The sequence below is a fragment of the Streptomyces sp. NBC_00876 genome (assembly GCF_045207435.1).
In the GTDB taxonomy this organism is placed as follows: Bacteria; Actinomycetota; Actinomycetes; order Streptomycetales; family Streptomycetaceae; genus Streptomyces.
Genome location: NZ_CP108800.1, coordinates 855,199 through 880,842 on the forward strand (window position 1 = coordinate 855,199; position 25,644 = coordinate 880,842).

General features: G+C 69.9%; 17 protein-coding genes and 1 pseudogene. 10 read left to right on the forward strand and 8 right to left on the reverse strand.

Annotated elements, in window-relative coordinates:
• Positions 1 to 23: 23 nt before the first annotated feature.
• From OG782_RS03730 to OG782_RS03745, 4 genes are all read right to left on the reverse strand, one after another.
• Positions 24 to 2,264 (reverse strand): serine/threonine-protein kinase, encoded by a 2,241-nt coding sequence (locus tag OG782_RS03730; RefSeq protein ID WP_406447952.1) that lies wholly within the window; start codon positions 2,262 to 2,264, stop codon positions 24 to 26.
• Positions 2,265 to 2,536: 272 nt separating this feature from the next.
• Entirely contained in the window at positions 2,537 to 3,259 is a 723-nt protein-coding gene (locus tag OG782_RS03735) for a sulfite exporter TauE/SafE family protein (RefSeq protein WP_406447953.1), read from the reverse strand.
• 400 nt (positions 3,260 to 3,659) lie between these two features.
• On the reverse strand, positions 3,660 to 4,292 hold the full coding sequence (locus tag OG782_RS03740; protein ID WP_406447954.1) for a TetR family transcriptional regulator: 633 nt from the start codon (positions 4,290 to 4,292) through the stop codon (positions 3,660 to 3,662).
• A gap of 150 nt (positions 4,293 to 4,442) precedes the next feature.
• On the reverse strand, positions 4,443 to 5,801 hold the full coding sequence (locus tag OG782_RS03745; RefSeq protein WP_406447955.1) for an MFS transporter: 1,359 nt from the start codon (positions 5,799 to 5,801) through the stop codon (positions 4,443 to 4,445).
• Between the two features lie 422 nt (positions 5,802 to 6,223).
• Here OG782_RS03745 and OG782_RS03750 point away from each other — a divergent pair, with 422 nt between their 5' ends.
• From OG782_RS03750 to OG782_RS03765, 4 genes are all read left to right on the forward strand, one after another.
• Positions 6,224 to 7,798: a class I adenylate-forming enzyme family protein gene (locus OG782_RS03750; protein WP_406447956.1), complete on the forward strand. Its 1,575-nt coding sequence runs from the start codon at positions 6,224 to 6,226 to the stop codon at positions 7,796 to 7,798.
• Between the two features lie 329 nt (positions 7,799 to 8,127).
• Positions 8,128 to 8,295 (forward strand): hypothetical protein, encoded by a 168-nt coding sequence (locus tag OG782_RS03755; protein ID WP_406447957.1) that lies wholly within the window; start codon positions 8,128 to 8,130, stop codon positions 8,293 to 8,295.
• A complete protein-coding gene (locus OG782_RS03760) occupies positions 8,288 to 9,418 on the forward strand; it encodes a thiolase family protein (RefSeq protein ID WP_406447958.1) in 1,131 nt (376 codons plus the stop codon). Before OG782_RS03755 ends, OG782_RS03760 begins: the two co-directional genes overlap by 8 nt.
• A gap of 82 nt (positions 9,419 to 9,500) precedes the next feature.
• Positions 9,501 to 11,096: an amidohydrolase gene (locus OG782_RS03765; RefSeq protein WP_406447959.1), complete on the forward strand. Its 1,596-nt coding sequence runs from the start codon at positions 9,501 to 9,503 to the stop codon at positions 11,094 to 11,096.
• A gap of 61 nt (positions 11,097 to 11,157) precedes the next feature.
• Here the strand turns inward: OG782_RS03765 and OG782_RS03770 are convergent.
• Together OG782_RS03770 and OG782_RS03775 are read right to left on the reverse strand one after the other, a co-directional pair.
• A pseudogene (locus OG782_RS03770) lies at positions 11,158 to 12,657 on the reverse strand (heavy metal translocating P-type ATPase); the annotation flags it as partial.
• Between the two features lie 74 nt (positions 12,658 to 12,731).
• Entirely contained in the window at positions 12,732 to 12,893 is a 162-nt protein-coding gene (locus tag OG782_RS03775) for a hypothetical protein (protein WP_406447960.1), read from the reverse strand.
• 261 nt (positions 12,894 to 13,154) lie between these two features.
• Between OG782_RS03775 and OG782_RS03780 the strand changes: the two genes are divergently transcribed.
• From OG782_RS03780 to OG782_RS03795, 4 genes are all read left to right on the forward strand, one after another.
• A complete protein-coding gene (locus OG782_RS03780) occupies positions 13,155 to 13,745 on the forward strand; it encodes a lytic polysaccharide monooxygenase (protein ID WP_406447961.1) in 591 nt (196 codons plus the stop codon).
• Positions 13,746 to 13,881: 136 nt separating this feature from the next.
• Positions 13,882 to 14,367: an Lrp/AsnC family transcriptional regulator gene (locus tag OG782_RS03785; protein ID WP_406447962.1), complete on the forward strand. Its 486-nt coding sequence runs from the start codon at positions 13,882 to 13,884 to the stop codon at positions 14,365 to 14,367.
• Positions 14,368 to 14,391: 24 nt separating this feature from the next.
• A complete protein-coding gene (locus tag OG782_RS03790; RefSeq protein ID WP_406447963.1) occupies positions 14,392 to 15,117 on the forward strand; it encodes an HAD family hydrolase in 726 nt (241 codons plus the stop codon).
• A 110-nt stretch (positions 15,118 to 15,227) separates the two neighbouring features.
• A complete protein-coding gene (locus OG782_RS03795) occupies positions 15,228 to 16,538 on the forward strand; it encodes a serine/threonine-protein kinase (protein ID WP_406458822.1) in 1,311 nt (436 codons plus the stop codon).
• A 43-nt stretch (positions 16,539 to 16,581) separates the two neighbouring features.
• Here OG782_RS03795 and OG782_RS03800 read toward each other — a convergent pair whose 3' ends face one another.
• Positions 16,582 to 17,496, reverse strand: a complete 915-nt coding sequence (locus OG782_RS03800) for an oxidoreductase (protein ID WP_406447964.1) — start codon at positions 17,494 to 17,496, stop codon at positions 16,582 to 16,584.
• A 482-nt stretch (positions 17,497 to 17,978) separates the two neighbouring features.
• Between OG782_RS03800 and OG782_RS03805 the strand changes: the two genes are divergently transcribed.
• A complete protein-coding gene (locus OG782_RS03805; protein WP_406458824.1) occupies positions 17,979 to 21,467 on the forward strand; it encodes a M28 family peptidase in 3,489 nt (1,162 codons plus the stop codon).
• A 69-nt stretch (positions 21,468 to 21,536) separates the two neighbouring features.
• Here OG782_RS03805 and OG782_RS03810 read toward each other — a convergent pair whose 3' ends face one another.
• Positions 21,537 to 22,973: a helix-turn-helix domain-containing protein gene (locus OG782_RS03810; protein WP_406447965.1), complete on the reverse strand. Its 1,437-nt coding sequence runs from the start codon at positions 22,971 to 22,973 to the stop codon at positions 21,537 to 21,539.
• A 472-nt stretch (positions 22,974 to 23,445) separates the two neighbouring features.
• Here OG782_RS03810 and OG782_RS03815 point away from each other — a divergent pair, with 472 nt between their 5' ends.
• The gene (locus OG782_RS03815; RefSeq protein ID WP_406447966.1) at positions 23,446 to 25,629 is read left to right on the forward strand and encodes a discoidin domain-containing protein; all 2,184 of its coding nucleotides are present in this window, start codon (positions 23,446 to 23,448) and stop codon (positions 25,627 to 25,629) included.
• The last annotated feature ends 15 nt before the right edge of the window (positions 25,630 to 25,644 follow it).

The window sequence follows — 25,644 nt, forward strand, 5'->3', positions numbered from 1 at the left end:
CCGCCCGGTGGGCGCCGCCGGGGTCAGCCCGACTTCGGCGGCTTCCGGGCGTCGAAGGCGAAGACGGTGTTCCTGGCGGCGGCCACGATCACCGCCCGGCCCACGACGGTCACGCGCGGGCTTGCGCCCTGCTCGCCCGTCAGACCGTCGGCCTGCGGATCCGTGGTCCAGAGGGGTCTGCCGTTGCGCGGGGACAGCGCCACCACCCGGCCGGTGGCCGAGCTGAAGTACAGTGCGTCAGCTCCCGCCACGGGACCCGATGCGCCCTCCACGCCCATCTGCCGTGACCACTTCTTCCGGCCGGTCGCGGGGTCGAACGCCGTGACGAGTCCGGTCTGAGCGCTCACGTAGACGGTGCCGTTCACCATGCCGGGCGTCCCCGCGCAGGTCTGGGCCAGCCGGGAGTACGTGACCTTCCGGGTGGCCGGGTCGACCCGCGCCACACCGTCGTAGCCGGCCAGTGCCGTTCCCTCCATGTGCTCCTGAAGGAGTACGAGGCTGCCGTCGGCGACGCCCATCGGAACGGCCGGGCCCTTGACCGCGATGGCCCTGCCCCACGTCCCCGAGGTCCGGTCGACGGTGTGCACCGTGGAGTGGCGCACCGCAGTGCCGTCGACCTCGGCAGCCGTCGCGCACATCGCGAGCAGCCGAGGGCCCGCCGGAACGGGAGCGCACTGGGTTCCCGCGGGGAACGACGCCCTCCACGCGACCTCGCCGCTGTGTGCGTCCCGGGCCTCGAAACGGGAGTTGGAGGCATCGACGGTCACCACGGTGGAGCCGATCACCACGGCGTCCCGAGTCCGGCCGGTGACGGCCGTCGACTGGGCGCCGGACGGCACGGACCACAGCTCCCGGCCGGTGTCCGCGTCGATGGCGACCACCTCGTCGCGAGGGTCCTGCGGGGCGTCCTGGGCGGCGAATCGGTAGCCGAGCACCGTGTCGTCGGTGGCACCCACCAGATGCATGCCCTGGACAGGGACGCCCGGGCTCTTCACCGTCCACACCCGCGAGCCGTCCGAGGCCCTGATACGGGTCGCGACGACACCGCCGCCCCCGCAGAACAGCGCGCCGTCGCGGGCGACACAGCGCAGCTCGTCAGGAATGTCCGCCTGACCGCCCTTCACGGTCGTGCGCCACGGTCCGAAGCCGTCCGGAAGGGCACCCGGCGCCGCGACGTTCTTGCCCTGGCCGCCGTCGCTGTTCTCCCCGAGGCCGCCCGCCTTCAACGCGGCGACTCCCCCGCCGATCGCCGCCACCGCCACCGCGGCCGCGAGTACGGGCCGCCATCGGCGCCGCAGACGGCGGCCGACGGAGGTGCCCGTGCTCCCGGAATCCGGACCGGCCGATGCAGTGGCCGGGGCAGTCGGTGCCGGGGTGGCCGGGGTCGCGAGGTGGTGCTGGGTGAGTATGTCGCGGGTGTGGCCCGCACCCGCGAGGTTCGTCTCCGTCCCACCGAGGTCGGCCGGCAGGTCCCGCAGCAGCACGAGGAGTTCGTCCGCCGAGGGGCGCCCGTCGGGCTCCTTGTCCAGGCACGACTCGACGACCGTACGCAAAGCCGCAGGCACGGCGTCCAACGACGGTTCCTCGTGCACCACCTGATACGCCGTGATGTACGGGCTCTCCGCGTCGAAGGGCCCGCGGCCCGTCGCCGCGTACACCAGCAGCGTCCCCAGCGAGAAGACATCGGACCGCGGCCCCACCCCACGCGGCGCCTGCAACTGCTCGGGCGACATGAAGGGCGGCGTACCGATGACCCGCCCTGTCATCGTCATCGTCTGCTGGTCCACCGCGCGCGAGATGCCGAAGTCGATGACACGCGGCCCTTCGGACGAGAGCACGACGTTGGAGGGCTTCAGGTCGCGGTGGACGACCCCGACCCGGTGGATATCGCGCAGGGCCTCCGCCAGCCCGATGGCCAGCCTCCTCAACTCCGCTCCGTACACCGGCCCCTGTGACGCGATGCGCTGGGCGAGCGTGTGCCCCTCGATATAGGTCGTCGCCATCCACGGCTGGTCGGCGTCGGGGGCGGCGTCGACCACGGCGGCGGTGAACGCGCCGCTCACCCGCCGCGCCGCCTCCACCTCCTGCCGGAAACGGATGCGGAACTCGTCGTCCCCCGCGAACTGCTGGTGGATCAGTTTGATCGCGACAGGCCGTCCCGAGTTCGTACGGGCCAGAAAGACCGTGCCCATGCCACCCGAGCCGAGGCGCGCCTCAAGCGGATATCCGCCGATCTCGGCGGGATCACCTCCGCGCAGCGACACTCTTCCCGACCTCCCGTCCCCCGTGCGTCCGTACCGCCACGGGCCTGCGTAACCGTCCTGCACACAAACTAGCCGCAGGGCGGAAGGGCAGAGCAAAGCGGGTGACGATCGCGGGGCCCGGCAGTGCTCCCGTGCCGCACGTCAGGACCGTGGGGATACGGCCGGACTTCCCCTCCGCGGTCCCACCGGGGCGACCGGCCGGCCGCGGGAACCCGGCCCCGCGTGACGGTCCGTACGGTTGACGCGTCCCGTGGACCCGGGCCGGGCGCCGGTCAGGAGGCTCCGGCGAGCATGAGGACCGCGATGACGGTGAGGCCACCGAGCACGACCGGCCGGAAGCGTTCCGCCGGGACCCGCCGGAAGACCCGGTCACCCACGGCCCAGCCCAGCGGCAGACCCAGTACCCCGGCCGCGGTCAGGAGCAGCGCGGTTGCCGAGACGTGTCCCAGCGCGACGAAGACCGTGACCGCGACCACGTCCTGTCCGCAGAAGACGGCCTGCAACGTCGCCCGGTAGCGGCGCGGTTCGAGCCCCTGCAGCGCCAGCACCAGCGGAGGGCCGTTCATGCCGGTGGAGGTGAGCAGGCCGCCGCTGACGACTCCGGCCGTCCACGTCGTGGCGCTCCCCTCGGGAAGCCGCACACCGAACGACAGCAGTCCGACCAGCACCAGCAGCGCGCCACCGATCAGCAGCGAGAGGGTGTGCTCGTCGGCGAGGGCGAGTGCGACCAGTCCGAGCGGCATGCCGAGCACCCCGGCGAGCGCGAGGCGCCGGGCCTTTGCGCCATCCACGTGGACGCGCTCACGCCGCCAGGAACCGGCGGTGAGGACGAGACCGGCCATGGTGGCGGCGACCACCGCGGTCACCGGGTCGACGACGAGCGCCAGGAGGGGCACGGCGACCAGCGCGGCGCCGAATCCCGTCACCGCCTGGGCGAGCGCGGCCAGCAGGAAGACGCCGACGGCGGTGCCGGCGAGGGGCAGGAGGTCAGCCATCGGTCACCGAAGCGTTCCGGCGCCACGGGCCCGGCCACTCGGACCGCACGGCCGGGCCGGGCGGCACCGGCTCCGCACCGAGGTCTCCCCCGGACAGGACGTCATGCACCTGTTCCTCCTCTTCGTCACGGACCTCCGGGGGCGACTTCGCGGATCGTGGCACCGATGGCCGCGGACTCCGGCACGATGTCGGTCCTCGCCCGTCCCCTTCCCGCCGATGGGTCCTGTCGGGCTATTGGAGCCGTTGCCGCGCCGTACCGCAGGCATCGTCCCGGTAGGCGGATCCAGCACGACGTGGCCGGTCCGGCGGTGGCGCCGACGTCCCGGCAAGGGCCGGCGTGCACTGCCGTGTGTGCGGCAGGGGCGCGGTTCGACGCCCGGGGTGCGCACCGTGGAGTCCTCACGGACCCTGCTCCTCGTCGCAGCGGACGACACCGCGCAGGAAGCTTCGCACCATCTGCTCGTGCAGCTGCCGCGGTGTGAGCGGATTCGATTCCATGGCGTCCGAGAGGGTCGGGTGAGCCGCCCGGTTCACGTTCGCGAAGACCCTGGCGCTCTTGGCCGCCGGCCTCATCGCCTCGGTCAGCGTGACACCCAGCGTCAGCTTCTCGAGTCCGTCGAGCAGCTGCACGTGCAGGCGCACGGGGACCCCCATCTCCGCCAGGTAGACGGCAGCGGCCTCGAACATGTCGGTGACGAGGTCGCGCGGGAGGAACTGCAGCAACACGGGCGCGGCATTCCGGTGCCGAAGCACCACATCACGAAAGTTCAGGCTGTACGCGAGCACCCAGTCCTGCCAGTCGCCGGACTCCGGTCGCCGGGGGATCCTGGTCTCATACACGATCGCCCGCGTCACCTCCGTAAGGACCTCCGTCCGGTCGGAGAAGTGGTGGTAGAGCGACGGAGTCTTGACGTCGAGGTGCTGGGCCAGCCGGGCCAGGCTGAAGGCCTCCAACCCCTCGCTGTCGATGATCGCGATGGCTCCCGCTACTGCGGCGGCCCGGCTGATCAACGGTTTCGGCGGTCGAGCCATTGGAATGCGGTCCCCTCTGCTCGGCGCCTGACAGCCTCTTGCGATCCAGGTGTGCGCATGTGCAGGGTATCTGCGGTGTCCGGTCGCTCCCGTGGGTCCTCGCGGCCCCGAATGCCGCGTCTCCCGGCCGACGGTGCCCGTGGGCGGACATCACCGGACGGATGCCCCTCTGGCCGCGACCCCGCCGGGTTCCGGCGCGGCAGTGGATTCGCGGGCATTGCGCACGCTTGCACAGGTGATCACCACCGCCGCGGCCAGCGTCGGAACGACGAACACCAAGAAGATCGAATCCACCGCCCAGGAGCGGTCCACCAATACTCCGACCCCCAAGGGAGTCGCGATGCTGCCGATGCGGCCCAGGCCTGCCGCAATTCCCAGAGCCGATACCCTCGCATCCGGACGGAACAGAATCGGCACCATGACGTACAGCCCGGCATAGGCGGCGCTCAGGCACAGCCCGAGCAACGCCGCACCCACCAGCGTGGGGCCCAGCCGACTGGACACCGAGGCCATGACGGCGAACAACAGGGCGCCGGCCAGGACGAAGGCTGCGGTGACCCTCATCGAGGCGAACCGAAGCGTCAGTACCGCCAGCAGCAACATGCCGAACGCGCCGCCCAACGAGAAGAGCAGTCCTCCTCCGATTCCCTCGTTGTTCGACAGGCCGGCCAGTTTCAGCAATTTCGGTGTCCATGTGTTTCCGAAGAAATAGGCCGAGTTGACCAGACAGAATGCCACGCAGGTGGCGGCCAGTGCCCACGACCTCAGGGCAGCCGATCCCGCCGTGCCCGGCGGCGCCACCTCGATCACGTCGCGCGTCCCGGCGCCCCCGGGGGTGCCCGGCAGGTTCATCGCCTCGATCAGCGCGGCAAGTTCCTTTCGGGCGGCTTCGGTTCCCCTGGCCTCCAGATAGTCCGGGGACTCCGGGATTCCCAGATATGCCACGCCCACGGTCACCGCAGTGATGACCGCTCCGAACACGAACGCCGCACGCCACCCGAAGCTCGACATCAGAAGCGTCCCGACCGCACCGCCGAGCACCCCACCGGCCGGAATGCCGATGGCAAACAGAGCGATCAGAGTGGAGCGCTTCCGGGCGGGACTGTACTCGCTGACGATGATCGGCAGGCTGGGGATGATGCCGCCCATTCCGAGTCCGGTCAGGATCCGCAGCAGAACGAGCTGGGTGACGTCACCGGCGACCGCGGAGAGCGCGACGCCGACTGTGATGACGACGAGTGAGCCGATCAGCAGTGGCCGACGGCCGTAGCGGTCACCGACCGGTCCGAGGGTAATGGAACCCACGGCCATCCCTATCAGACCTCCACTGAAAAGGAGGCCGGACTCACCGCCGGATATACCCCAGTCATCGGTGATGGGCAGCACGGCGAGAGATATCGAGATGATGTCGTAGCCCTCGGCCATACTGACCAGCGCACAGAGCACGATCACCCGTACCTGGAGTCGGCTGATCGGTGAGCTGTCGATCAATTCTCGCGCTGAAATCATCGGTTTCCTAACCTGCCGAGGTGGCGCACACAGGCACGACCGCTCGACCAATTGCCCACCAGGGGGACCGAGAAGGATGCAGCCAGAACGGAGTCGGAGGAGGCCATCAGTGACACGGCTTCAACTGTGACTCAGGGCGCAGCGCAAAACTAATGCCCGTTGGTTTACGCGTCAACGCCTGCGCCGCAGACATTTCGAGCGAACGGAGAGCTGTGACGTGGATCACACGCCCTGTAAACCTAATGACCAATGGTTTAGCGTGTGGATGGCTACGACGGAGACCTCCCCGGCCGGAAGTGCGCAGGGTCAGCCCTGTTCGCGCTCCGCCGCCCCGGGCGCAACCCGATTCGATTGCATTCGCAGACAGCTCCTGGAAACGCCCCCGCACAGCCGCGGCCGGCAGGATGGGAAGGACTGATCCCATGCTTCTCTCACACTTCTTCGATCAAGGATGGAACCTCGATCCGGAGGCGGTCGCCTACCGCCACGGCGAGATCGACTGGACCTTCGAGGAGGCAGGCACGCTCTCCTGCCGCATCGCGAACGCGCTTCACCGGGACGGACTCGAACTCGAGACCAAGGTCGCGGTCCTGTCACCCAACGATCCGGCCGCCTGGCTGTGTGTCGTCGCCGCCTGGCGGGTCGGCGGAACCTGGGTGCCGCTCAACCCCATGAGCCCCGTCAGCGAAAGCATCGGATTCATCAAGCAGTTCGACTGCGACGTGCTCTTCTACCACCCGTCGTTGTCTGCGGCCGTGGATGAGATCCAGGCCGAGGTCGGCGACAGCGTTCGGTTCATCCGGCTGGAGGGCGACCAGGCCGCTGCCGAGGCGCGCCGGTACGCGACCCCGCTGGCCGAGTGGCTCGGCGACGCCCCCGCCACCCGGCCGGCCGTCGATGTGCCGCTGGACACCGTCGCGATGATCTCGCCCACGGGGGGAACGACGGGCCGGCCCAAGGGCGTGATGAACACGCACCGGAGCTTCGGCACCTGCATCGCCCAGTTGATGCTGGTGATGCAGTACCGCGCGGACGAGCCGGTGGTCAACCTGGCCGCGGCACCGATGACGCATTCGGCAGGCATGCTGACCCTGCCCGCCAGCGCCCGGGGCGGATCCGTCGTGGTGCTCAAGCGGCCGGACCCGGTGACCCTGCTCGAATCCGTCGAGCGGTATGCGGTCACCGATCTGTTCCTGCCCCCCACCGTGATCTACCGGCTGCTCCAGCAGCCCGGCCTGGCCGGCTACGACCTCACGTCACTGCGGTACTTCCTCTACGGGGCGGCCCCCATGTCCACCGAGAAGCTGCGCGAGTGTCTGGAGACGTTCGGGCCGGTGATGCTCGAAACGTTCGGGCAGACCGAGGCTCCCGGCTCCATCAGCTTCCTGCGTCCGGAAGAGCATTTCGTCGGCGGTGAGGTCGCCGGGGACGCCCGCCTGCTCTCCTGCGGACGGCCGTCGCCGTTGATCCGGGTCGAGATCCGCGACGAGCAGGGCACCGCGGTGAACACCGGCGAGCGGGGCGAGATCTGCGTGCGCGGCGACCTGGTCATGAAGGGCTACTACGACAATCCCGAGGCGACGGCCGAGGCGGTCCGGGACGGATGGCTGTACACCGGCGACATCGGCTTCCTGGATGCGCAGGGCTACCTCACCCTCACCGACCGCAAGAAGGACATGATCGTCTCGGGTGGGTTCAACGTCTACCCCGCCGAGGTCGAGCAGGTCATCTGGTCCCATCCGGCGGTGCAGGACTGCGCGGTGATCGGCGTCCCGGACGAGACCTGGGGAGAGGCCGTCACCGCGGTCGTGGAACTCAACGAGGGCGCTCACATCGACGTGGCCGAACTGATCGATCTGTGCCGCACCAAGCTGGGGCCGGTACGGACTCCGAAGCGGGTGGACCTCGTCGAACGGCTGCCGCGGAGCGTCAACGGGAAGGTACTCAAGAAGGACCTTCGCGAGCTGTACTGGACGGACCGGACCCGGCGGATCTGACCGGGGCCGTAACCGGATTCCCTCCGTGAGGACCTCTCGTACGCAGCCCTGAGCATCTGCCCGGCCCGCGCCGGCCTTCCAGTACTCCGAAAATCCAGGAGATGTAACTCGTCATGCCTCCCTCGTTCGACGATGCGGCACTGCGGTGCGATGACACCGGTGTCACCCTCCGGGCCGCCCGTTGCTCCAGCTGCGACACCGTGGGCTTTCCCTCCCGGGACCGGTGTGTGCGGTGCTACGCCCCGGCAGCGCCGATCGACCTTCCCGGCAGCGGAGTTGTCGCCTCCCACTGCACCGCGATGTTCCCGATTGCCTGGGCAGAGCCTCCCGTGACCCTCGTGCAGGTCCGCATGGACGACTGCGACGTCGAAGTGCTCGGTGTCGGTGCGGGCGCGATGCGGATCGGTGATCCCGTGGCCGTGGTACCCCGCGTCGTCGGCATGGACGGCGCCCGGTTCACCGCTTATGGATTCGAGGCCCGGACCGACCATGCGTGACGTATACATATCCGGCGTCGGAATGACACCGATCGTTTCCAGGACGCAGACTCCCGCCCACGTCCAGGGCGGCCGGGCCCTCAGGTCGGCACTCGCGGACTCCGGCGTGGACTGGTCCGAGGTCGGCCTGCTCGTCGTCGGCGCGGTCGGTACGGGCATGTCCTCGGCGCCGCTGGTGCTGCACGAGATGGCCTGGACCGGGATTCCGGCGGTCGCCGTGGAGAACGCCTCGGCCACGGGCACGGCGGCGTTCGAGCAGGCGCGGCAGGCCGTCGCATCCGGGCGGGTGGAGACGGCCGCCGCGGTCGGCATCGGGAGCCTGGGGTCCCTGCTGATGAGCCGCGCCGCGCAGGACGAGCGGGCACCGGACCTGATCTCGGTGTCCGGTATGGCGGTCCCGGCCGTGTCCTTCGCGCTGATGAAGCAGGCGCGTATGCACCGGTACGGCGAATCGGCCGATGCCGCGCTGCTGGTGGTCGAGAAGAACCTGCTCAACGCGAGCCGCAATCCCGTGGCCCAGCGCGACAGGGCGCTCACCATGGACGAACTGAAGTCGGCCCCGATGCTGGTGGATCCGCTGCGACGGGTCGAGTCCTGCCCCATCGGCGACGGCGCCGCCGCAGCCATCCTCACCAGCAGCGGTTCCGCATCCGGGCAGCGCACGGTGCGGGTCGCGGCGGCGGTGGCCGAGACGGACAAATGGCACGGAGCCGGCGCCTTCATGCCGGATCTCGGGGTCACGGGGAGGGTGTCCGCACAGGCCTACGAGCAGGCAGGCATCCGCCCCGGCCAGTTGGACATCGTGGAGGTCCATGAGGCTTTCAGCGTCGAGGAGTTGCAGTACATCGAGGATCTCGGACTCGCCCCCGCCGGACAGGCTCCGTCCCTCATGACCGACGGCGAGTTCCACATCGGTGGCCGCGTGGCGGTCAGCCCCAGTGGTGGGCTCATCGGTCGCGGCCATCCGGGGGGAGCCACGGGACTCGCCCAGTTCGTGGAGATCACCCGGCAGCTCCGAGGCGGCTGCGGTGAGCGTCAGCACGCCGGGGCGAGGATCGGGTTCGCCCAGATGATCGGGGCCGGCGGGGTGAACTACGCACACGTCCTGATCGGCGAGGACTGACCCCGGACAGCAACCTGAGCGACCGTGCGTGGGGGCCGGTGGACCGGTCCCCACGCACGCACGACGAGAGGGAAAGAACGGCATGAACCGCGAAGGTGTCCGTGTCTACATCAACGGTGACATCCGCACGATGGCCGGTCCGGAGCCGGTCGCGCCGACGGCAATGGCCTGTGCGAACGGCCGGTTCGTGGCCACAGGCTCCGATGCCGAGATCCTGGCCCTGGCCTCCGACGGCGTCGAGGTGGTGGATCTGGGCGGCGCCGTGGTGGTCCCTGGATTCATCGAGACGCATCTGCACCCGATGATGTGGGGACTGATGCTGGACGGTGTCGATGCCACTCCGGCCGCCTGCCCGACGATCGACGGACTCATCGAGGCGCTGGCGGCGCGCGCCGGGCGAACCCCGGAAGGGCAGCTCATCGATGCGTGGGGGTTCGACGACAGCCTGGTCGCGGACGACCGCGGCCTGACCGTCGCGGATCTCGACAGGGCGTCGACGCGCCACCCCGTTCTCGTACGGCACGCTTCCGCGCACGCCGTCTACGTCAACTCGGCCGCCCTGGCGGCAGCGGGGATCACCGGGCAGACCCCGGATCCGGCCGGTGGCGTGCTCATCCGCGCCGCGGACGGATCGCCCACCGGGGAACTGCGCGAGATGCCCGCGATGCTGTTGTTCCCCGATTCCGTGCCGCGGATGGATCTCGAGCGGGGGCGTCAGGCGATGCTGCGCGCGCAGGAGGCGATGGCCCGGGTGGGGGTGACAAGTTTCCACGACATGTTCGTCACCGCCGAGATGTATGCCGCCTACCGCCGGCTGGACGCGGACGGTGATCTGCGTCTGCGGGCGCGGCTGTACCTCGCCCATGGCGTGCACGATCAGCTCGTGGAGCCGGCCGATCCGACGGATCACCTGGTGGTCGGCGGCGTCAAGCTCATCTCCGACGGCTCCATCCAGCTCCACACCGCCGCGCTGACCGATCCGTACCAGGACCTGGGCGGCTGCCACTGCGGCTCCATGGCGATCCCGCCCGGCCGGCTGGACACCCTGGTGGCCGAGAACCACGCGGCCGGCCGTCCTGTCGCCATCCATACCAACGGCGATCAGGCCATCGACTTCGCCCTCGACGCGATCGGCCGGGCGCAGGCCGCCCACCCCGATCAGGTACTGCCCCACCGCCTCGAACACGTACAGACCCTTCGCGAGGACCAGATCGGACGGATGAGTGAGCTGGGTGTCGCCGCTTCGATCTTCGTCAATCACGTCTACTACTGGGGCGACAGGCATCGGGACCGGTTCCTCGGCCCGGCCCGTAGCGAGCGGATCAGCCCTGTGGCGTCGGTGGCGGCCGCCGACCTTCCCTACGGGCTGCACTGCGACTGCCCGGTCACACCGGTGAATCCGCTCTTCACCATGAACACCGCGGTGCATCGCCTCACGCGCAACGGCGAACTGCTGGGCGCGGAGCAGCGCGTCACCTCCTACGATGCGCTGGCCGGCTACACCACCGCCGCGGCGCGCGTCACCGGAGAACACTCCGGCAAGGGCACGATCGCGGTGGGCCGGCTGGCGGACTTCGTGGTGCTCGACGGCGACCCGCTCCGGGCGGAGCCGGTGGAGCTGTCCGGTCTGCGGGTCATGCGCACCGTGGTCGGCGGCGATACCGTCTTCGCGGCGTGAGCACCCGGTCCGCGGTCCCGGCCGGGACCGCGGACCGGGTGGACGGACGGCGGGGCAGGCCTCAGGACTGCGCGGTGAAGCGGCGCAGCCGCAGGGAGTTGCCCACCACGGAAACCGATGAGAAGGCCATGGCGGCTCCGGCGATCATCGGGTTCAGCAGGCCCGCTGCGGCCGGCGGCAGGGCTGTCACGTTGCACAGGACGGCCCAGAAGAGGTTCGAGTGGATGGTTCCGAGGGTCTTACGGGAGAGACGGATGGCGTCCGCCGCCGTTCGCAAGTCGCCCCGGACGAGGGTGAGATCACTTGCCTCGATCGCCACGTCCGTCCCTGTCCCCATGGCCAGGCCCAGGTCGGCCTGAGCGAGTGCGGCCGCGTCGTTGATGCCGTCCCCGACCATCGCGATGCTGCCCCCCCCTGAAGGCGCTTGCCACATCCGCCTTGCCCTCGGGCATCACCTCGGCGATCACCTCGGTGATCCCGACCTCCGCCGCGACGGTGGCGGCAACCGTCTTGTTGTCGCCGGTGAGCAGGATCGGGGTGAGGCCGAGCGCGCGCAGCCGGCGGACGGCCTCGGGGCTGGACTCCTCGATCGCGTCCGCGACTTCCAGTACCGCGCGCGCCTTGCCGTCCCAGGCCACCAGGACGGCGGTTCGCCCTGCGGCCTCGGACTCGGTCCTGGCCCGCTCCATGCCGGGCGGCAGGCGGATCTCCCACTCGTCCAGCAGCTTCCGGCGGCCCACGAGCACCGCGCGCCCCTCCACGACCCCCTGGATGCCCAGACCGGCGACATCGGTGAAGTCCTCAGGGACCGGGAGCGCGCCGACCTCTTCCTTCGCACCCTCGGCGACGGCGCGGGCGATCGGGTGCTCGGAGGCGTTCTCCAGCGCGCCTGCCAGCCGCAGGACCTCGGCCTCGTCCTCCTCGGTCCGCACGGCGATCAGTGTCATCTGCCCCGTCGTGACCGTGCCCATCTTGTCCAGTACGACCGTGTCGACCTTGCGGGCCGTTTCGAGGGCTTCGGGCCCCTTGATCAGGATCCCCACCTGGGCGCCGCGGCCGGTACCCACCATCAAGGCTGTGGGGGTGGCCAGCCCGAGGGCGCACGGGCAGGCGATGATGAGGACGGCAACGGCGGCCGTGAACGCCGCCGACAATCCGGCACCGTTGCCGAGCCAGAATCCGAACGTGCCGAGTGCGAGCGTGATCACCACGGGCACGAAGACGGCCGAGATCCGGTCAGCGAGCAGCTGAGCGGCAGCCTTCCCGTTCAGATGTTGCCGGCACCGTCGCTCCGGGCGATGGTCAGCTCGACGGCGTGCGTCATCCCCGGGGTGCCCGCGGTGCCGAAGAACAGCGCCCACAGCGACCAGAGCAGCGCGGCCGTGGTCCCGACCGAGATCAGGGTGTCCATGGTCGCGGCACCGTGCCTGGCGTTGGTCCACGCGGCACGGTGGAAGGGCCAGGCCGCGTAGGTGACCAACGGAGCCGTCAGGGTGAGAGACAGCCACTGCCAGTATTCGAACTGGAACGCGGGGACCATGGCCATCGCGATGACCGGTACCTTCCAGCAGGTCGGCATCGCCGTGGGTATCGCGGCTGTCGGCGCCTTCTTCCAGAACCGCGTCACCGCCGGCTTCACCCGCTCCGAAGCCGGCGAGCGCGCAGCGCGCCGCTCCCTTCGACGACGGTTTCCAGGGAACCGGAGCTGATCGCGTGGGCGACCTCCTCGGCTCTGCCGGCGCCGAGTACGAGCAGATGCGGCGCGCCGGACAGGACGCCTATATGGACGCCTTCCACAGCGCCATGGACCTCTGTGCCGTCCTCGGGTTCGCCGCAAGTGTCATCGGCCTTCTCATGATCCGTACCAAGGATCTCCCTACAGCGCCATGTCCAACATCCCGCCCGACTTCGACGCTGACGGAGTCCGGCAAACGCCCACGGGGTCCGGAACCGTCATCTTCTGCTGGTCTAGACATGTTGAATTGACATCACTACGCTCACCCTTGGTCTAGACCGCAGCACTCTCCGGACATCACCCCACATCTCCAGGAGCGACGTATGCGCAGAAAGATCACTTCCTTACTGGCCGGGCTCGGCCTGGCCGGCGTGGCGCTGTTCGCCACCTCCGGCAGCGCGCAGAGCCACGGCTACACCGACTCCCCCGTCAGCCGCCAGCAGCTCTGCGGACTCGGCACGGTCAAGCACTGCGGACAGATCCAGTGGGAGCCCCCGAGCGTCGAGGGTCCCAAGGGATTCCCCACCCGCGGACCGGCCGACGGCCACATCTGCTCGGGCGGTATCGGCCGCTTCTCCCAGCTCGACGACCCGCGCGGGGGCGCCTGGCCCGCCACCCCGGTCACCGCCGGAGAGAACTACACGTTCAACTGGCGGATCGAAGCCCGGCACGCCACGACCGACTTCCGCTACTACATCACCAAGGACGGCTACGACCCCACGCAGCCGCTCACCCGGGCCGACCTGGAGCCGCAGCCGTTCCTCACCGTGCCCTTCGGCGGCAGACTCCCCGGCTCCACCGTGAGCCACTCGGGCGTGCTGCCGCAGAAGTCCGGCAAGCACCTGATCCTCGGCGTCTGGACGATCTCCGACACGGGCAACGCCTTCTACGCCTGCTCCGACGTGCAGTTCTGACACCCCGCGGCCGCCCCTTACCCGTCTCCGTACGCGGGCACGGGTAAGGGGCGGTGGCCCCGTCACCGCGGCCCTGAGCTGCGCCGTTGATACAGTCGCTGCCCCGACCGACGTACCCGAAAGAGGCCGGCGAAGCATGGCGGTGGACGCACTCGACACCCGGATTCTGCGGCTGCTCATCGAGCAGCCGCAGACGAGCGTGCGCGAGTACGCCCGCATCCTGTCCATCGCCCGGGGCACCCTCCAGGCCCGGATCGACCGGCTGGAGCGGGACGGTGTGATCACCGGCAGCGGTCCGGTCCTCTCCCCCGCCGCCCTCGGCCACCCGGTGCTCGCCTTCGTGCATCTGGAGGTCACGCAGGGACACCTCGACGATGTCGGCGAGGCGCTCGCCGCCGTGCCGGAGATCGTCGAAGCCTTCTCGACCACGGGCGGCGGCGATCTGCTGACACGGGTCGTGGCGCGGGACAACGGGCACCTGGAGGACGTGATCCAGCAGCTGATCCAACTGCCGGGCGTGGTCAGGACCCGGACCGAAGTGGCCCTGCGCGAGCGGGTCGCGCACCGGCTGCTGCCGCTGGTGGAATCGGTGGGCCGGGCGGCTCCGGCCGGCCAGGCATGATCGCCCACTGAGATCATGGCTGCCATGAACTCATCACACATGGGGCCACCTTGGGTCGTCTTCGACCTCGACGGCACGCTCGTGGACAGTGAACCGAACGCCTACGAGTCGGCGCGTCTGCTGCTCGAACGGTACGGAGTGCCCGACTTCACCTGGGAGCAGAACGCCCGGTTCATCGGAATCAGCAACCTCGAGGCGCTGACCGTCCTGCGCACCGAGTACGCCATCGAGGCGCCCGTCGACGAGCTGCTGGCAGGCCAGGAGGCGATCTATCTGGAGCTGGCACGGACATCGACCGAAGTCTTCCCCCGGATGGGCAGGTTCGTGGAGATGCTGCACGCCCGGGGCGTCGGCATGGCGGTGGCATCGGGTTCCTCCCTGGCCGTGATCGAGGCCGTACTCAAGAGCACCGGCCTCGACGCGTACCTCACCGAGTACGTCTCCGCCGAGGAGGTCGCACGCGGAAAGCCGGAACCGGATGTGTTCCTGGAGGCCGCCCGGCGCCTCGGCGCCGCGCCCGCCGACTGCGTGGTGGTGGAGGACGCGGCACCCGGCGCCCGGGCCGCGCACGCGGCGGGGATGCGGTGCATCGCGGTCCCGTACGTGCCCGCGACCGCCGGTGATCCGGCGTTCGCGGCGGCGGGGCTGCTCTTCCCGGGCGGGCAGGACGAGTTCACCGCCGAGGCCGCGTTCGCCTGGCTCTTCCCCGGCTCCGTACCGGTGGCGTCCGGGCGGAACGCGGCTTCCTGACCCGGCTTGCGCCGTGCCGGCACCGCCGGTTGCCGGTCCGTCACCGTCCGGGAGGCGGGGAAGGGGTGACGGCCGGTCGTACACGGTCCGTGTGCCGGATATCCTGAATCCTGCCGCGTACCCCACCCCGTCCCCGTTCCCGGCGAGGACCGCTGCGGCGGCCGAAGCGGTCCTCGGCCCGAGCTGTTCGAGATACGCGAGCCATTCGAGATAGGTGTGCACAGGTGCTGGTTGCTGGTCGGTACCGATTGATATCCGCCATCGGCCGTGGCGGGATGGGTGAGGTCTGGCGGGCCACGGACGAGGTCCTCGGCAGGGCCGTCGCCGTGAAGCTGCTGCTGGGCGAGCATGCCGACGAGTCGGCCACCGCACGGTTCCGGCTGGAGGCCCAGACCGCCGCCCGGCTGAGCCACCCGCATCTGGTGGCCGTGTTCGACTTCGGGTCCTGGGAGGACCGGCTCTTTCTCGTGATGGAGCTCGTCGAGGGCAGGAGCCTCGGCGATCTGCTCCTGGCGCAGGAACGGCTGGCCCCGGATCAGGTGGCCCGGATCGCGGGCCAGGCCGCCGCCGGTCTGGCCGCGGCACACCGGCAGGGCATCGTCCACCGGGACATCAAGCCGGGAAACCTGATGCTGGACGCCGATGGCTCGGTCAAGATCGGCGACTTCGGCATCGCCCAGTTCGTCGACGATCCCTCGGCAGCCCTCACCACGACGGGCCACATCGTCGGCACGAGTCTCTACCTCGCACCGGAGCGGGCCCTCGGCCACACGGCCGGTGCCGCCTCGGACATGTACTCCCTCGGCTGCGTCGTCTACCAACTGCTGCTCGGTCAGCCACCCTTCCGTTCGGACACCGCGACCGCGACCCTGTACCAGCACGTGGACACGCCTCCCGTGCCCCTGCGGCAGCGGGGCGTCGACGTGTCCGCGGCCTTCGACTCCTACCTTCTGGGCCTGCTGGCGAAGCAGCCGGAGGACCGGCCCACCGCCCAGCAGGTCGCCGACTGGTTCCACAGCGAGGCCTGGCGGGGCCAGGCGGAACCCCTGCCGCTGCACCGTCCCGCTCCCCCACGGGCACCGGCCCCGGCCTACCCTCCGGCCACCGCGCCGCCCTCCGCCACCGGCCGGCACTCCGGAACGGACTCCGGCGCCCCGACCACGTACCGTCTGCCCCAGGCACCCAGCGGCCACGGGCGGCGGGCGGCGGGCCGCTCCCGCAGCGGCAGCAAGCGGCGCAGCACGCGTGAGGCGATCAGACGCCGGCCCAGAGTCGCCAGCGCCATCGCGGGTACGGTCGCGTTCCTGGCCGCCGTCTACCTCGGGATGAGTCTGTTCTCCCCCGATTCCAGCTCGGCCACCACGCCGCAGGACAACGGACCGGCGAGCAGTCCCGCGGCGGGACAGGTCACGGGCCCGTAGCCCCGGCCGCGGGCGGTGGCGCGGCGGCCGGGTGCTCTCCTGATCAGTCCGCGTCCTGGCCCAGTGCGGCCAGCCGCCGCAGCTCGTCCTCGGTGAGCCGCAGGGCGCCCGCCGCCACATTGGCCTCCAGGTGACCGGGATTGCCCGTGCCCGGGATGGCCAGGACATGCGGGCCCTGCTGGAGCGTCCAGGCGAGCCGGACCTGGGCGGGCGAGGCGCCGTGGGCCCTGGCGACATCGAGCAGCGCCTCGTTGTCCGCCGCCGCGCCCGCACCGGACTCCCTGCCGTCACCCGCGATCGCGAAGAACGGCACGAAGGCGATACCCAGTTCGCCGCAGGTCCGCAGCACCTCCTCGGAGCCGGCGCGGCGGGCGCTGATCCCGTACCGGTTCTGCACACAGACGACGGGTGCGATGGCTCGGGCCTCGGCGATCTGATCGGGCCATACGTTGGAGAGTCCGAGGTGACGGATGAAGCCCTCCTTGCGCAGCTCGGCCAGTGCGCCGAACGATTCGGCGACCGGGGCGGGGCCGTTCACCCGGAGGTTCACCACGTCGAGGTGGTCGCGGCCGAGCTGACGGAGGTTCTCCTCGACCTGCCCGCGCAGCTGCTCGGGCCTGGCCCAGTCCAGCCAGTCCCCCGACGGCCCACGCCCGGGGCCGACCTTGGTGGTGATGACCAGGTCGTCCGGGTACGGGCCCAGCGCCCGGTTGATCAGCTCGTTGGCCGAGCGCAGCGGTGAGAAGTAGAAGGCGGCCGTGTCGATGTGATTCACCCCGAGCTCAACGGCCCGGCGCAGCACCGCAAGGGCCCGGTCCCGGTCGTGCGGGCCGCGGTCGTCGCCGAACGCCGCACCGTTCTGGGTCAGCCGCATGGCGCCGAAGCCGATCCGGTTGACGGTCAGGTCGCCGAGCTGCCAGGTACCGGCAGCCGCTGCGGTGATGGGTTGCGAAGTCAAGGCTGATGCCTTCCGTATGAGCGTTGGACCGAGGACAGCCAAGTGATGGTGCGACAGAAGGCTTGCATCGAGAATGCATTCGTGATACCTTCGCCTCAACAGTTGTGTATTTTTCCAACTTGACGCGAGTGCAGAATAGAGCCACTCTGCCGATCCGTCCAGCCCTTCCTCGCTCCGCACTCCCCCCGGCGCATCAGCCGAGGAGGTCACCGAGCGCGTCACCCCTCCCCCTCCACCGCCCCATTCCTGTGTGCCGGCTGTGCGATCCCACCGGGGTGACTTGACCAGACTTGCCAACTCCCTTTCGGTGGCCCTTAGTTCGTTGACGAGTTCATGGCGGCGTGTGAGTGTTCGGTCGCCCGATCACGGACACCACCTGGGCGGACGGCCCGCGCCGGACGCACGGTTGGACGCGTCTCCCCACGCCGTTGCCCGTGGCCGAGGTCCCCACGAACCGAGGAGCCTCGATGAAACGCAGACCGATGACGGCCGGGACAACCCTGGCCGTCCTCGCCGGAATGCTGGTCGCCACCAGTGGCCAGTCAGCTTCTGCAGAACCGTCTCCGCCCGCCCCGAGCCCGACCGCACTCACCGCCGCCGTCTCGGCCGCCGACCGGGCAGCGGCCGGCGGCCTCGACGCCCTGGCCAAGGGGCCCGACGAGCGCTACGAACGGCAGATGGTGACCCCGTGGGTCAACGGGCTCTACTCCATCGCGTACGAGCGCACCTACCGGGGCCTGCCGGTCGTCGGCGGGGACGCCGTCGTGGTGGCCGACTCCAAGGGCCGGGTCCGGGGGTCCCAGTCGGCGGTTTCCCGGCGCATCAACGTGCCCACCACCGCGACCGTCTCCGCGAAGACGGCCGAGGCCACCTCGCGCAAGGAACTCCGTTCGGTGGAGCGGGTCGACAGCCACCGGCTGGTCGTCCGGGCCACGGGCAGGAAGTCCAGGCTCGCCTGGGAGACCGTGCTCACCGGCCGGACCGCGAAGGCGCCCGGCCGGCTGCACGTCTTCGTCGACGCCGGCACCGGCGCGCTGCTCGACAGCTACGACGACGTCAAGGCCGGCACCGGAAACAGCCAGTGGAACGGCCCGTCCCCGCTCTCCATCAACACCACTTCCTCGGGCGGCAGTTACTCCCTGCGTGATCCGAACAGGCCGGGGCTGACCTGCGCCGACTACAGCACCGGGAGCGTCTTCACCAAGTCGAGCGACTCCTGGGGAACGGGCAGCGCCACCAGCAAGGAGACCGGCTGCGTCGATGTCATGTGGGCGGCCCAGCACGAGTGGGACATGCTCCGTGACTGGCTGGGGCGCAACGGCCACGACGGAAACGGCCGCAGCTGGCCGGTCAAGGTCGGGCTCAACGACGTCAACGCCTACTGGGACGGCTCCACCGTCTCCATCGGCCACAACAACGCCAATCAGTGGATCGGCGCCATGGACGTCGTGGGCCACGAGTTCGGCCACGGCATCGACCAGTACACACCCGGCGGCGCCAACAACGAGTCCGGGCTCGGCGAGGCCACCGGCGACATCATGGGCGCGCTCACCGAGGCGTACACCAACGAGCCCGCCCCGTACGACGACCCGGACTACACCGTCGGCGAGAAGATCGACCTCGTGGGCAACGGGCCGATCCGGATCATGTACAACCCGGGGCAGATCGGCGACCCGAACTGCTACAGCTCCTCCATACCCAGCACCGAGGAGCACGCGGCGGCCGGTCCCCTCAACCACTGGTTCTACCTGCTGGCGGAGGGATCGAACCCTGGTGGCGGCAAGCCGTCCAGCCCCACCTGTAACAGCTCCACCGTCACCGGCGTGGGCATCCAGAGCGCCGGCAAGGTCTTCTACGGGGGCATGCTGCTCAAGACCAGCGGCATGACGTACAAGCGCTACCGCACCGCCACACTCACCTCGGCCAAGAACCTCGACGCCACCTGCGTCCTGTTCAACCGGACGAAGGCCGCCTGGGACGCGGTGAGCATCCCCGCGCAGAGCGGCGATCCGGTCTGCGCCCCGAGCGGCAACAACGACTTCTCGATGTCGCTCGACCCGGCCGCCGGATCGGTGAAGCCCGGCAGCTCGGTGACGTCCACCGTCCGCACGACCGTCTCGTCCGGCAGCGCGCAGAGCGTGACGCTGTCCGCGAGCGGCCAGCCGAGCGGTGTGACCGTCTCGTTCAGCCCCTCTTCGGTCCAGTCCGGCGCGACCTCGGCCATGACCGTGTCGACGACGTCGGCCGCGGCACCCGGGACGTACACCCTCACCGTGAAGGGCGCGGGTACGCAGGAGCACACCGTCCAGTACACGCTCACCGTCAGTGACGGCGGCGGCAACCCGGGCGGCACGCCCCCCGACATCAGCGTCGCCAACGTGCAGTCGCATCTCTCACAGCTCAACACCATCGCCTCGCAGAACGGCGGCAACCGGCGGGCCGGCAGCGCCGGCTACACCGCCTCCCTCGCCTATGTGAAGGGCAAGCTCCAGGCGGCCGGTTACACCGTCAGCGAGCAGACCTGCACCAGCTGCACCTACTCCGGCAAGAACCTGATCGCGGACTGGCCGGGCGGTCCGGCCGACCGGACCGTGATGTTCGGCGCCCACCTCGACGGGGTGGCCGCCGGTCCCGGAATCAACGACAACGGCTCCGGCTCCGCCACCCTGCTGGAGAACGCCCTCACCCTGGCCCAGCAGAACCCGACGATGACCAAGCATGTGCGCTTCGCCTGGTGGAACGGTGAGGAGCAGGGCCTGGAGGGCTCCGAGTACTACGTCGGCCAGCTCACCACCGCCCAGCGGACCGCCATCACCGCGTACTACAACTTCGACATGGTCGCCTCGGTCAACGGCGGCTACTTCATCAACAACCTCAACTCGGCCGCCTCGGCCCCGATGAAGGAGTACTGGACCTCGCTCGGCCTCGCTCCGGAGGAGAACGTCGAGGGCCAGGGACGCTCCGACGACTACTCCTTCCAGCAGGGCGGGATCGCCACGTCCGGGTACGCGACCGGCGCGAGTGACACCAAGTCCTCGGCCCAGGCTGCCAAGTGGGGCGGAACGGCAGGGCGTTCGTACGACCCCTGCTACCACCAGTCGTGCGACACCACGGCCAACATCAACGCCACCGCGCTCGACCGCAGCGCCGACGGAGTGGCCTACACGGTGTGGAAGACCGCCGTCGGCACCACCGCTCCCGCCGACGACTTCTCCGTTTCGGTGAACCCGGTCTCCGGCAGCGTGCAGCCGGGCGCCTCCGTCACCGCGACCGTTTCCACGGCCACCACCGGCGGCTCCGCACAGAGTGTGCGGCTGACGGCATCGGGTGCACCGAGCGGGGTCACCGTCTCCTTCGCACCGTCATCCGTGCAGTCGGGATCCGCGTCCACGATGACTGTCTCCGCCGGGGCGCAGGCCGCCGCGGGTACGTACACGCTCACCGTGACGGGAACCGGCACCGCCACCCACACCACCACGTACTCCCTGGTCGTCGGGGGCGGCGGCAGCTGCACGGCGCGGCAGGTCGTGGCCAACGGCGGCTTCGAGAACGGAACGACGCCGTGGACCCAGACGGACGGCGTCATCAACAACCGGACCTCCGAGAAGCCCGCGCACAGCGGCGCCTACCAGGCCTGGTTCGGCGGCTGGGGCAGCACCCACAGCGACAGCGCCTCGCAGTCGCTGACCGTTCCCGCAGGATGCTCGACGTACAAGCTGTCGTTCTACCTGCGCACCGACACCGACGAGTCCGCGGCCGACTCGACCGCCTATGACACGTTCACCGTCAAGCTGGGCACCCGGACGCTGGCCACGTACTCGAACCTCGACGCGAGCAGCGGCTATGTCCAGCAGTCCTTCGACGTCGGCTCCGCCGCGGGCCAGACGGTGACGCTGGGCTTCACCAGTAAGGAGGACGCCTACCTGCAGACCAGCTTCGTCGTGGACGACGTGACGCTGGACGCCAGCTGACCGACCATCAGCACACGGGGGCGGGGCGTGATCCATACGTCCCGCCCCCAGGGTCTCTCGTTTGGATCATCAGCGGATGGCCGCCGCCAGTCTGCTGACGAAGTCGTCGGCCTCCGGGGGCCCGCCGGCGCGGCCCGCCAGCCGTCCGTGCAGCCCGCGCAGTTCCTGGCCGAGCAGCGTCGCCGGATTCACCTCGGTGGTGTCCAGGACCGGGCCCGCCACGGCTGCGGCGGCCGAGGCGTCACCGGCGCAGGCGTGGGCATCGGCCATCCGCGTGAGGAAGAGCATCCGTGCCGAGTGCATGCCGGGCGGCAGCAGCCCTATCGCGGAACCGGCCGCGTCGACGGCGCGGAGCGCGAACCGGCGGTCCCCGGTGGCGACGGCCAGATCGCGCAGGGCTCCGGCCGCACCGGACTCCACCCGCAGGCGCACGGAGGCGACGGAGAGCCAGGGCGCCTCGGTCTCGTCCCGTTCACCGGCACGGTCCATCTGTGACCGGGAACGGTCGATGTGGAGCAGGGTCCGGGCGGCGTCGCCGCGTACGGCGTGACCGCGCGCCTGGTACAGATCGCTCATGGCGCCGGCCCAGGGACGGCCCGCGGCGGTCTGCCCGATGGCGGCGCCGTAGGCCAGCGCCGAAGGGCCGTCTCCCTCCAGCCGGGCCAGGGTGCTCATGTCGCTGAGCGCCGCTACCTGCGTCCCGACGTGACCGGCCATGGCGGCCCAGAGCAGAGACCGGTCGAGCCAGGCCATGGCTGTTCCGTTACGGCCCCACAGCAGCCGCAGACAGCCCGCCGACTGCGCGTACTCGGCCGCCAGCGGCGCGAGTTGGCGCTGGTAGGGCGCGGCCGGGAGGGCCATCCAGCGGAGCATGGCGTGCAGCGTGCGTTCGACGACGGCGGTCGCTCCCGGCCAGGCACGTTCCTCGTCGGCACGCAGACAGACGGCGAGCAGGGCGGTCAGGGCATGGACGGTGTCGGTGTCCAGCGCCGGGCGGGACGACAGGCCGGGGCCGAGCGCGCAGAAGTCGGCGTGCAGGGCGATGACGTCGGTGAGAGCGGGGACCGCGCAGCCGTCCCGGCCGTGCAGCGGGCAGACGAGTCCGTATGCGGGCAGGTTCGCCGGCAGGACGGTGCCCGGTGGAAGCATCGCCAGGAGAGCGCCGCCCGCGGGCTCGCCGGGCAGCGGCCCCTGGCGCACGGGGACCGCTGCCGGCACGGTTTGCGGGCCGGCCGGCCTCCCCTGCGCGTCGGCGGACTCGCAGGCGGCCAGCAGGTCACCGCCCGCCGTCAGCAGGTCGTCCAGCCGCCGGGCGAGCGGAAGCGGTGTCCGGCGGCTGCCGTGCTCGAGTTTGCTGATGGCGGTGTGGTCGTAGCCGACGCGGGCGCCCACCTGGGCCTGGGTGAGCCCGGCCCGCCGGCGCCACTGCCGAAGCCGGGCCCCGAACGACCGCCACGCCTCCGCCGTCCGGCCGTCCGCCGGAACCGGCCCCATGTCCTCGGTCACCCGGAACCCCGTCGCGCCTGGTCAAGGGCGCTGCGCGTGCCACGCTCACGGCTCATGCCCGGAGAATAGCGAGCACCCTCGCCCGCTGTCCCCGAAGTGGCCGCAAGATGTCCAATAACAGGTGCAGTGGTTTCCGGTACATGGATCCACGAGCCCTTCACACGCGTGCGGGACCGCCGTTCGGTTGCGGTGGCAACGACTTGTTCCCGATTCCTCACTCCCCGTGCGCGCCACATCATCATCTAAATTGACGGTGCATCAGATTTTACCCAACTAACCTCCCAAGACAGATCGAATGCGCTCAATCGGGAGGTATCAGTCGTCAATTCTTGTTCTCAACAGCCCCTGATCAAGCGGTTGTTGCACACCTATTGACGCGTGGGATCCAAGGGAGAAGTATCCCCATCTGCCGGAGAGAGCGCTCTCCGGCTTCGTGTCGTGCACCCGCACCGCGACTCAGGAGAAGACCCCCATGAACGCACCCCCCGTGTTCCACAGAGCCGCACCCCCGACCGGAAGAAGACGCACCGGCGTGCTGGCCGCCGTCGCCGGACTCGTCGTCTCGCTCCTGGCCTTCGCGCCCTCGACCTCCGCGAGCGCGGCGCCCTCGCTGCTCTCGCAGGGCAAGACGGTGACCGCCTCGACCCAGGAGAACTACGGCACTCCGGCCACCTCCGCCGTGGACGGCGACAACGGAACCCGTTGGTCGAGCGCGGCCTCCGACCCTCAGTGGATCAAGGTCGACCTGGGCTCCGCCGCCTCCGTCAGCCAGATCGCGCTGAAGTGGGAGACCGCCTACGCCAAGAGCTACCGGATCGAGTTCTCCACGGACAACAGCACTTGGTCCACCGCCTACTCGACCACGACCGGCCCCGGCGGCAACGAGACGCTCAACGTCTCCGGCACCGCCCGCTACGTCCGGCTGACCGGCACCACCCGGGCCACCCAGTACGGGTACTCCCTCTGGGAGTTCCAGGTGTTCGGCACCACCGGCGGCGGAGGCGGCCCGCAGATCCCCGGCGGCGGCGATCTCGGCCCCAATGTCCTGGTCTTCGACCCGTCGACGCCGGACATCCAGGCCAAGGTCGACGAGGTGTTCAAGCAGCAGGAGTCGGCGCAGTTCGGCACCGGCCGCTACGCGTTGATGTTCAAGCCGGGCACGTACAACAACATCAACGCGCAGATCGGCTTCTACACCTCGATCGCCGGTCTCGGGCTCAAGCCCGACGACACCACGTTCAACGGCGATGTGACCGTCGACGCCGGCTGGTTCAACGGGAACGCCACGCAGAACTTCTGGCGTTCGGCGGAGAACCTCGCGCTCAACCCGGTCAGCGGCACGGACCGCTGGGCCGTCTCGCAGGCCGCACCCTTCCGCCGGATGCACGTCAAGGGCGGGCTCAACCTCGCACCCAACGGCTACGGCTGGGCGAGCGGCGGGTACATCGCCGACAGCAAGATCGACGGCCAGGTCGCACCGTACTCGCAGCAGCAGTGGTACACCCGCGACAGCACCATCGGCAGCTGGGGCAACGGCGTCTGGAACATGACGTTCTCCGGCGTCGAGGGCGCACCCGCCCAGAGCTTCCCCAACCCCCCGTACACCACGCTGGAGAACACCCCGGTCTCCCGCGAGAAGCCGTTCCTCTACCTCGACGGCAACGACTACAAGGTGTTCGTCCCCGCCAAGCGCACCAACGCACGCGGCGTCTCCTGGAACGGCACACCGCAGGGCGAATCCATCCCGCTGGACCAGTTCTACGTGGTCAAGCCCGGCGCCTCCGCCGCCACCATCAACGCGGCCGTCCAGCAGGGCCTGCACCTGCTGTTCACACCCGGCATCTACCACGTCGACCAGACCATCAACATCGACCGCGCCAACACCGTCGTCCTCGGTCTGGGCCTGGCCACGATCATCCCGGACAACGGCGTCACCGCCATCAACGTCGGCGACGTGGACGGCGTGAAACTCGCCGGCCTGCTCGTCGACGCCGGTCCGCAGAACTCCCAGGTGCTGGTCCAGGTCGGCCCCGACGGCGCATCGGCCGACCACTCGGCGAACCCCACCACCGTCCAGGACGTGTTCGTCCGCGTCGGCGGCGCGGGAGCCGGCAAGGCCACCACCGCCATGGTGATCAACAACGACGACACGATCGTCGACCACACCTGGCTGTGGCGCGCCGACCACGGCGACGGCGTCGGCTGGGAGACCAACCGCTCCGACTACGGCCTCCAGGTCAACGGCGACGACGTCCTGGCCACCGGGCTGTTCGTCGAACACTTCAACAAGTACGACGTCCGCTGGTCCGGCGAAAGGGGCAAGACGATCTTCTTCCAGAACGAGAAGTCGTACGACGCCCCCAACCAGGCAGCCGTCCAGAACGGTGGCACCAAGGGATACGCGGCCTACAAGGTCGACGACTCCGTCACCACCCACGAAGGCTGGGGCCTGGGCAGCTACTGCTACTACAACGTCGACCCGACCATCCGCCAGGACCACGGCTTCGAGGCACCCGTAAAACCCGGCGTGAAGTTCCACGACCTGCTCGTCGTCTCACTCGGCGGCCAGGGCCAGTACGAACACGTCATCAACAACACCGGAACACCCACCTCCGGCACCACCACCGTCCCGTCCAACGTGGTGTCCTTCCCGTGACACGACGACTGAGGT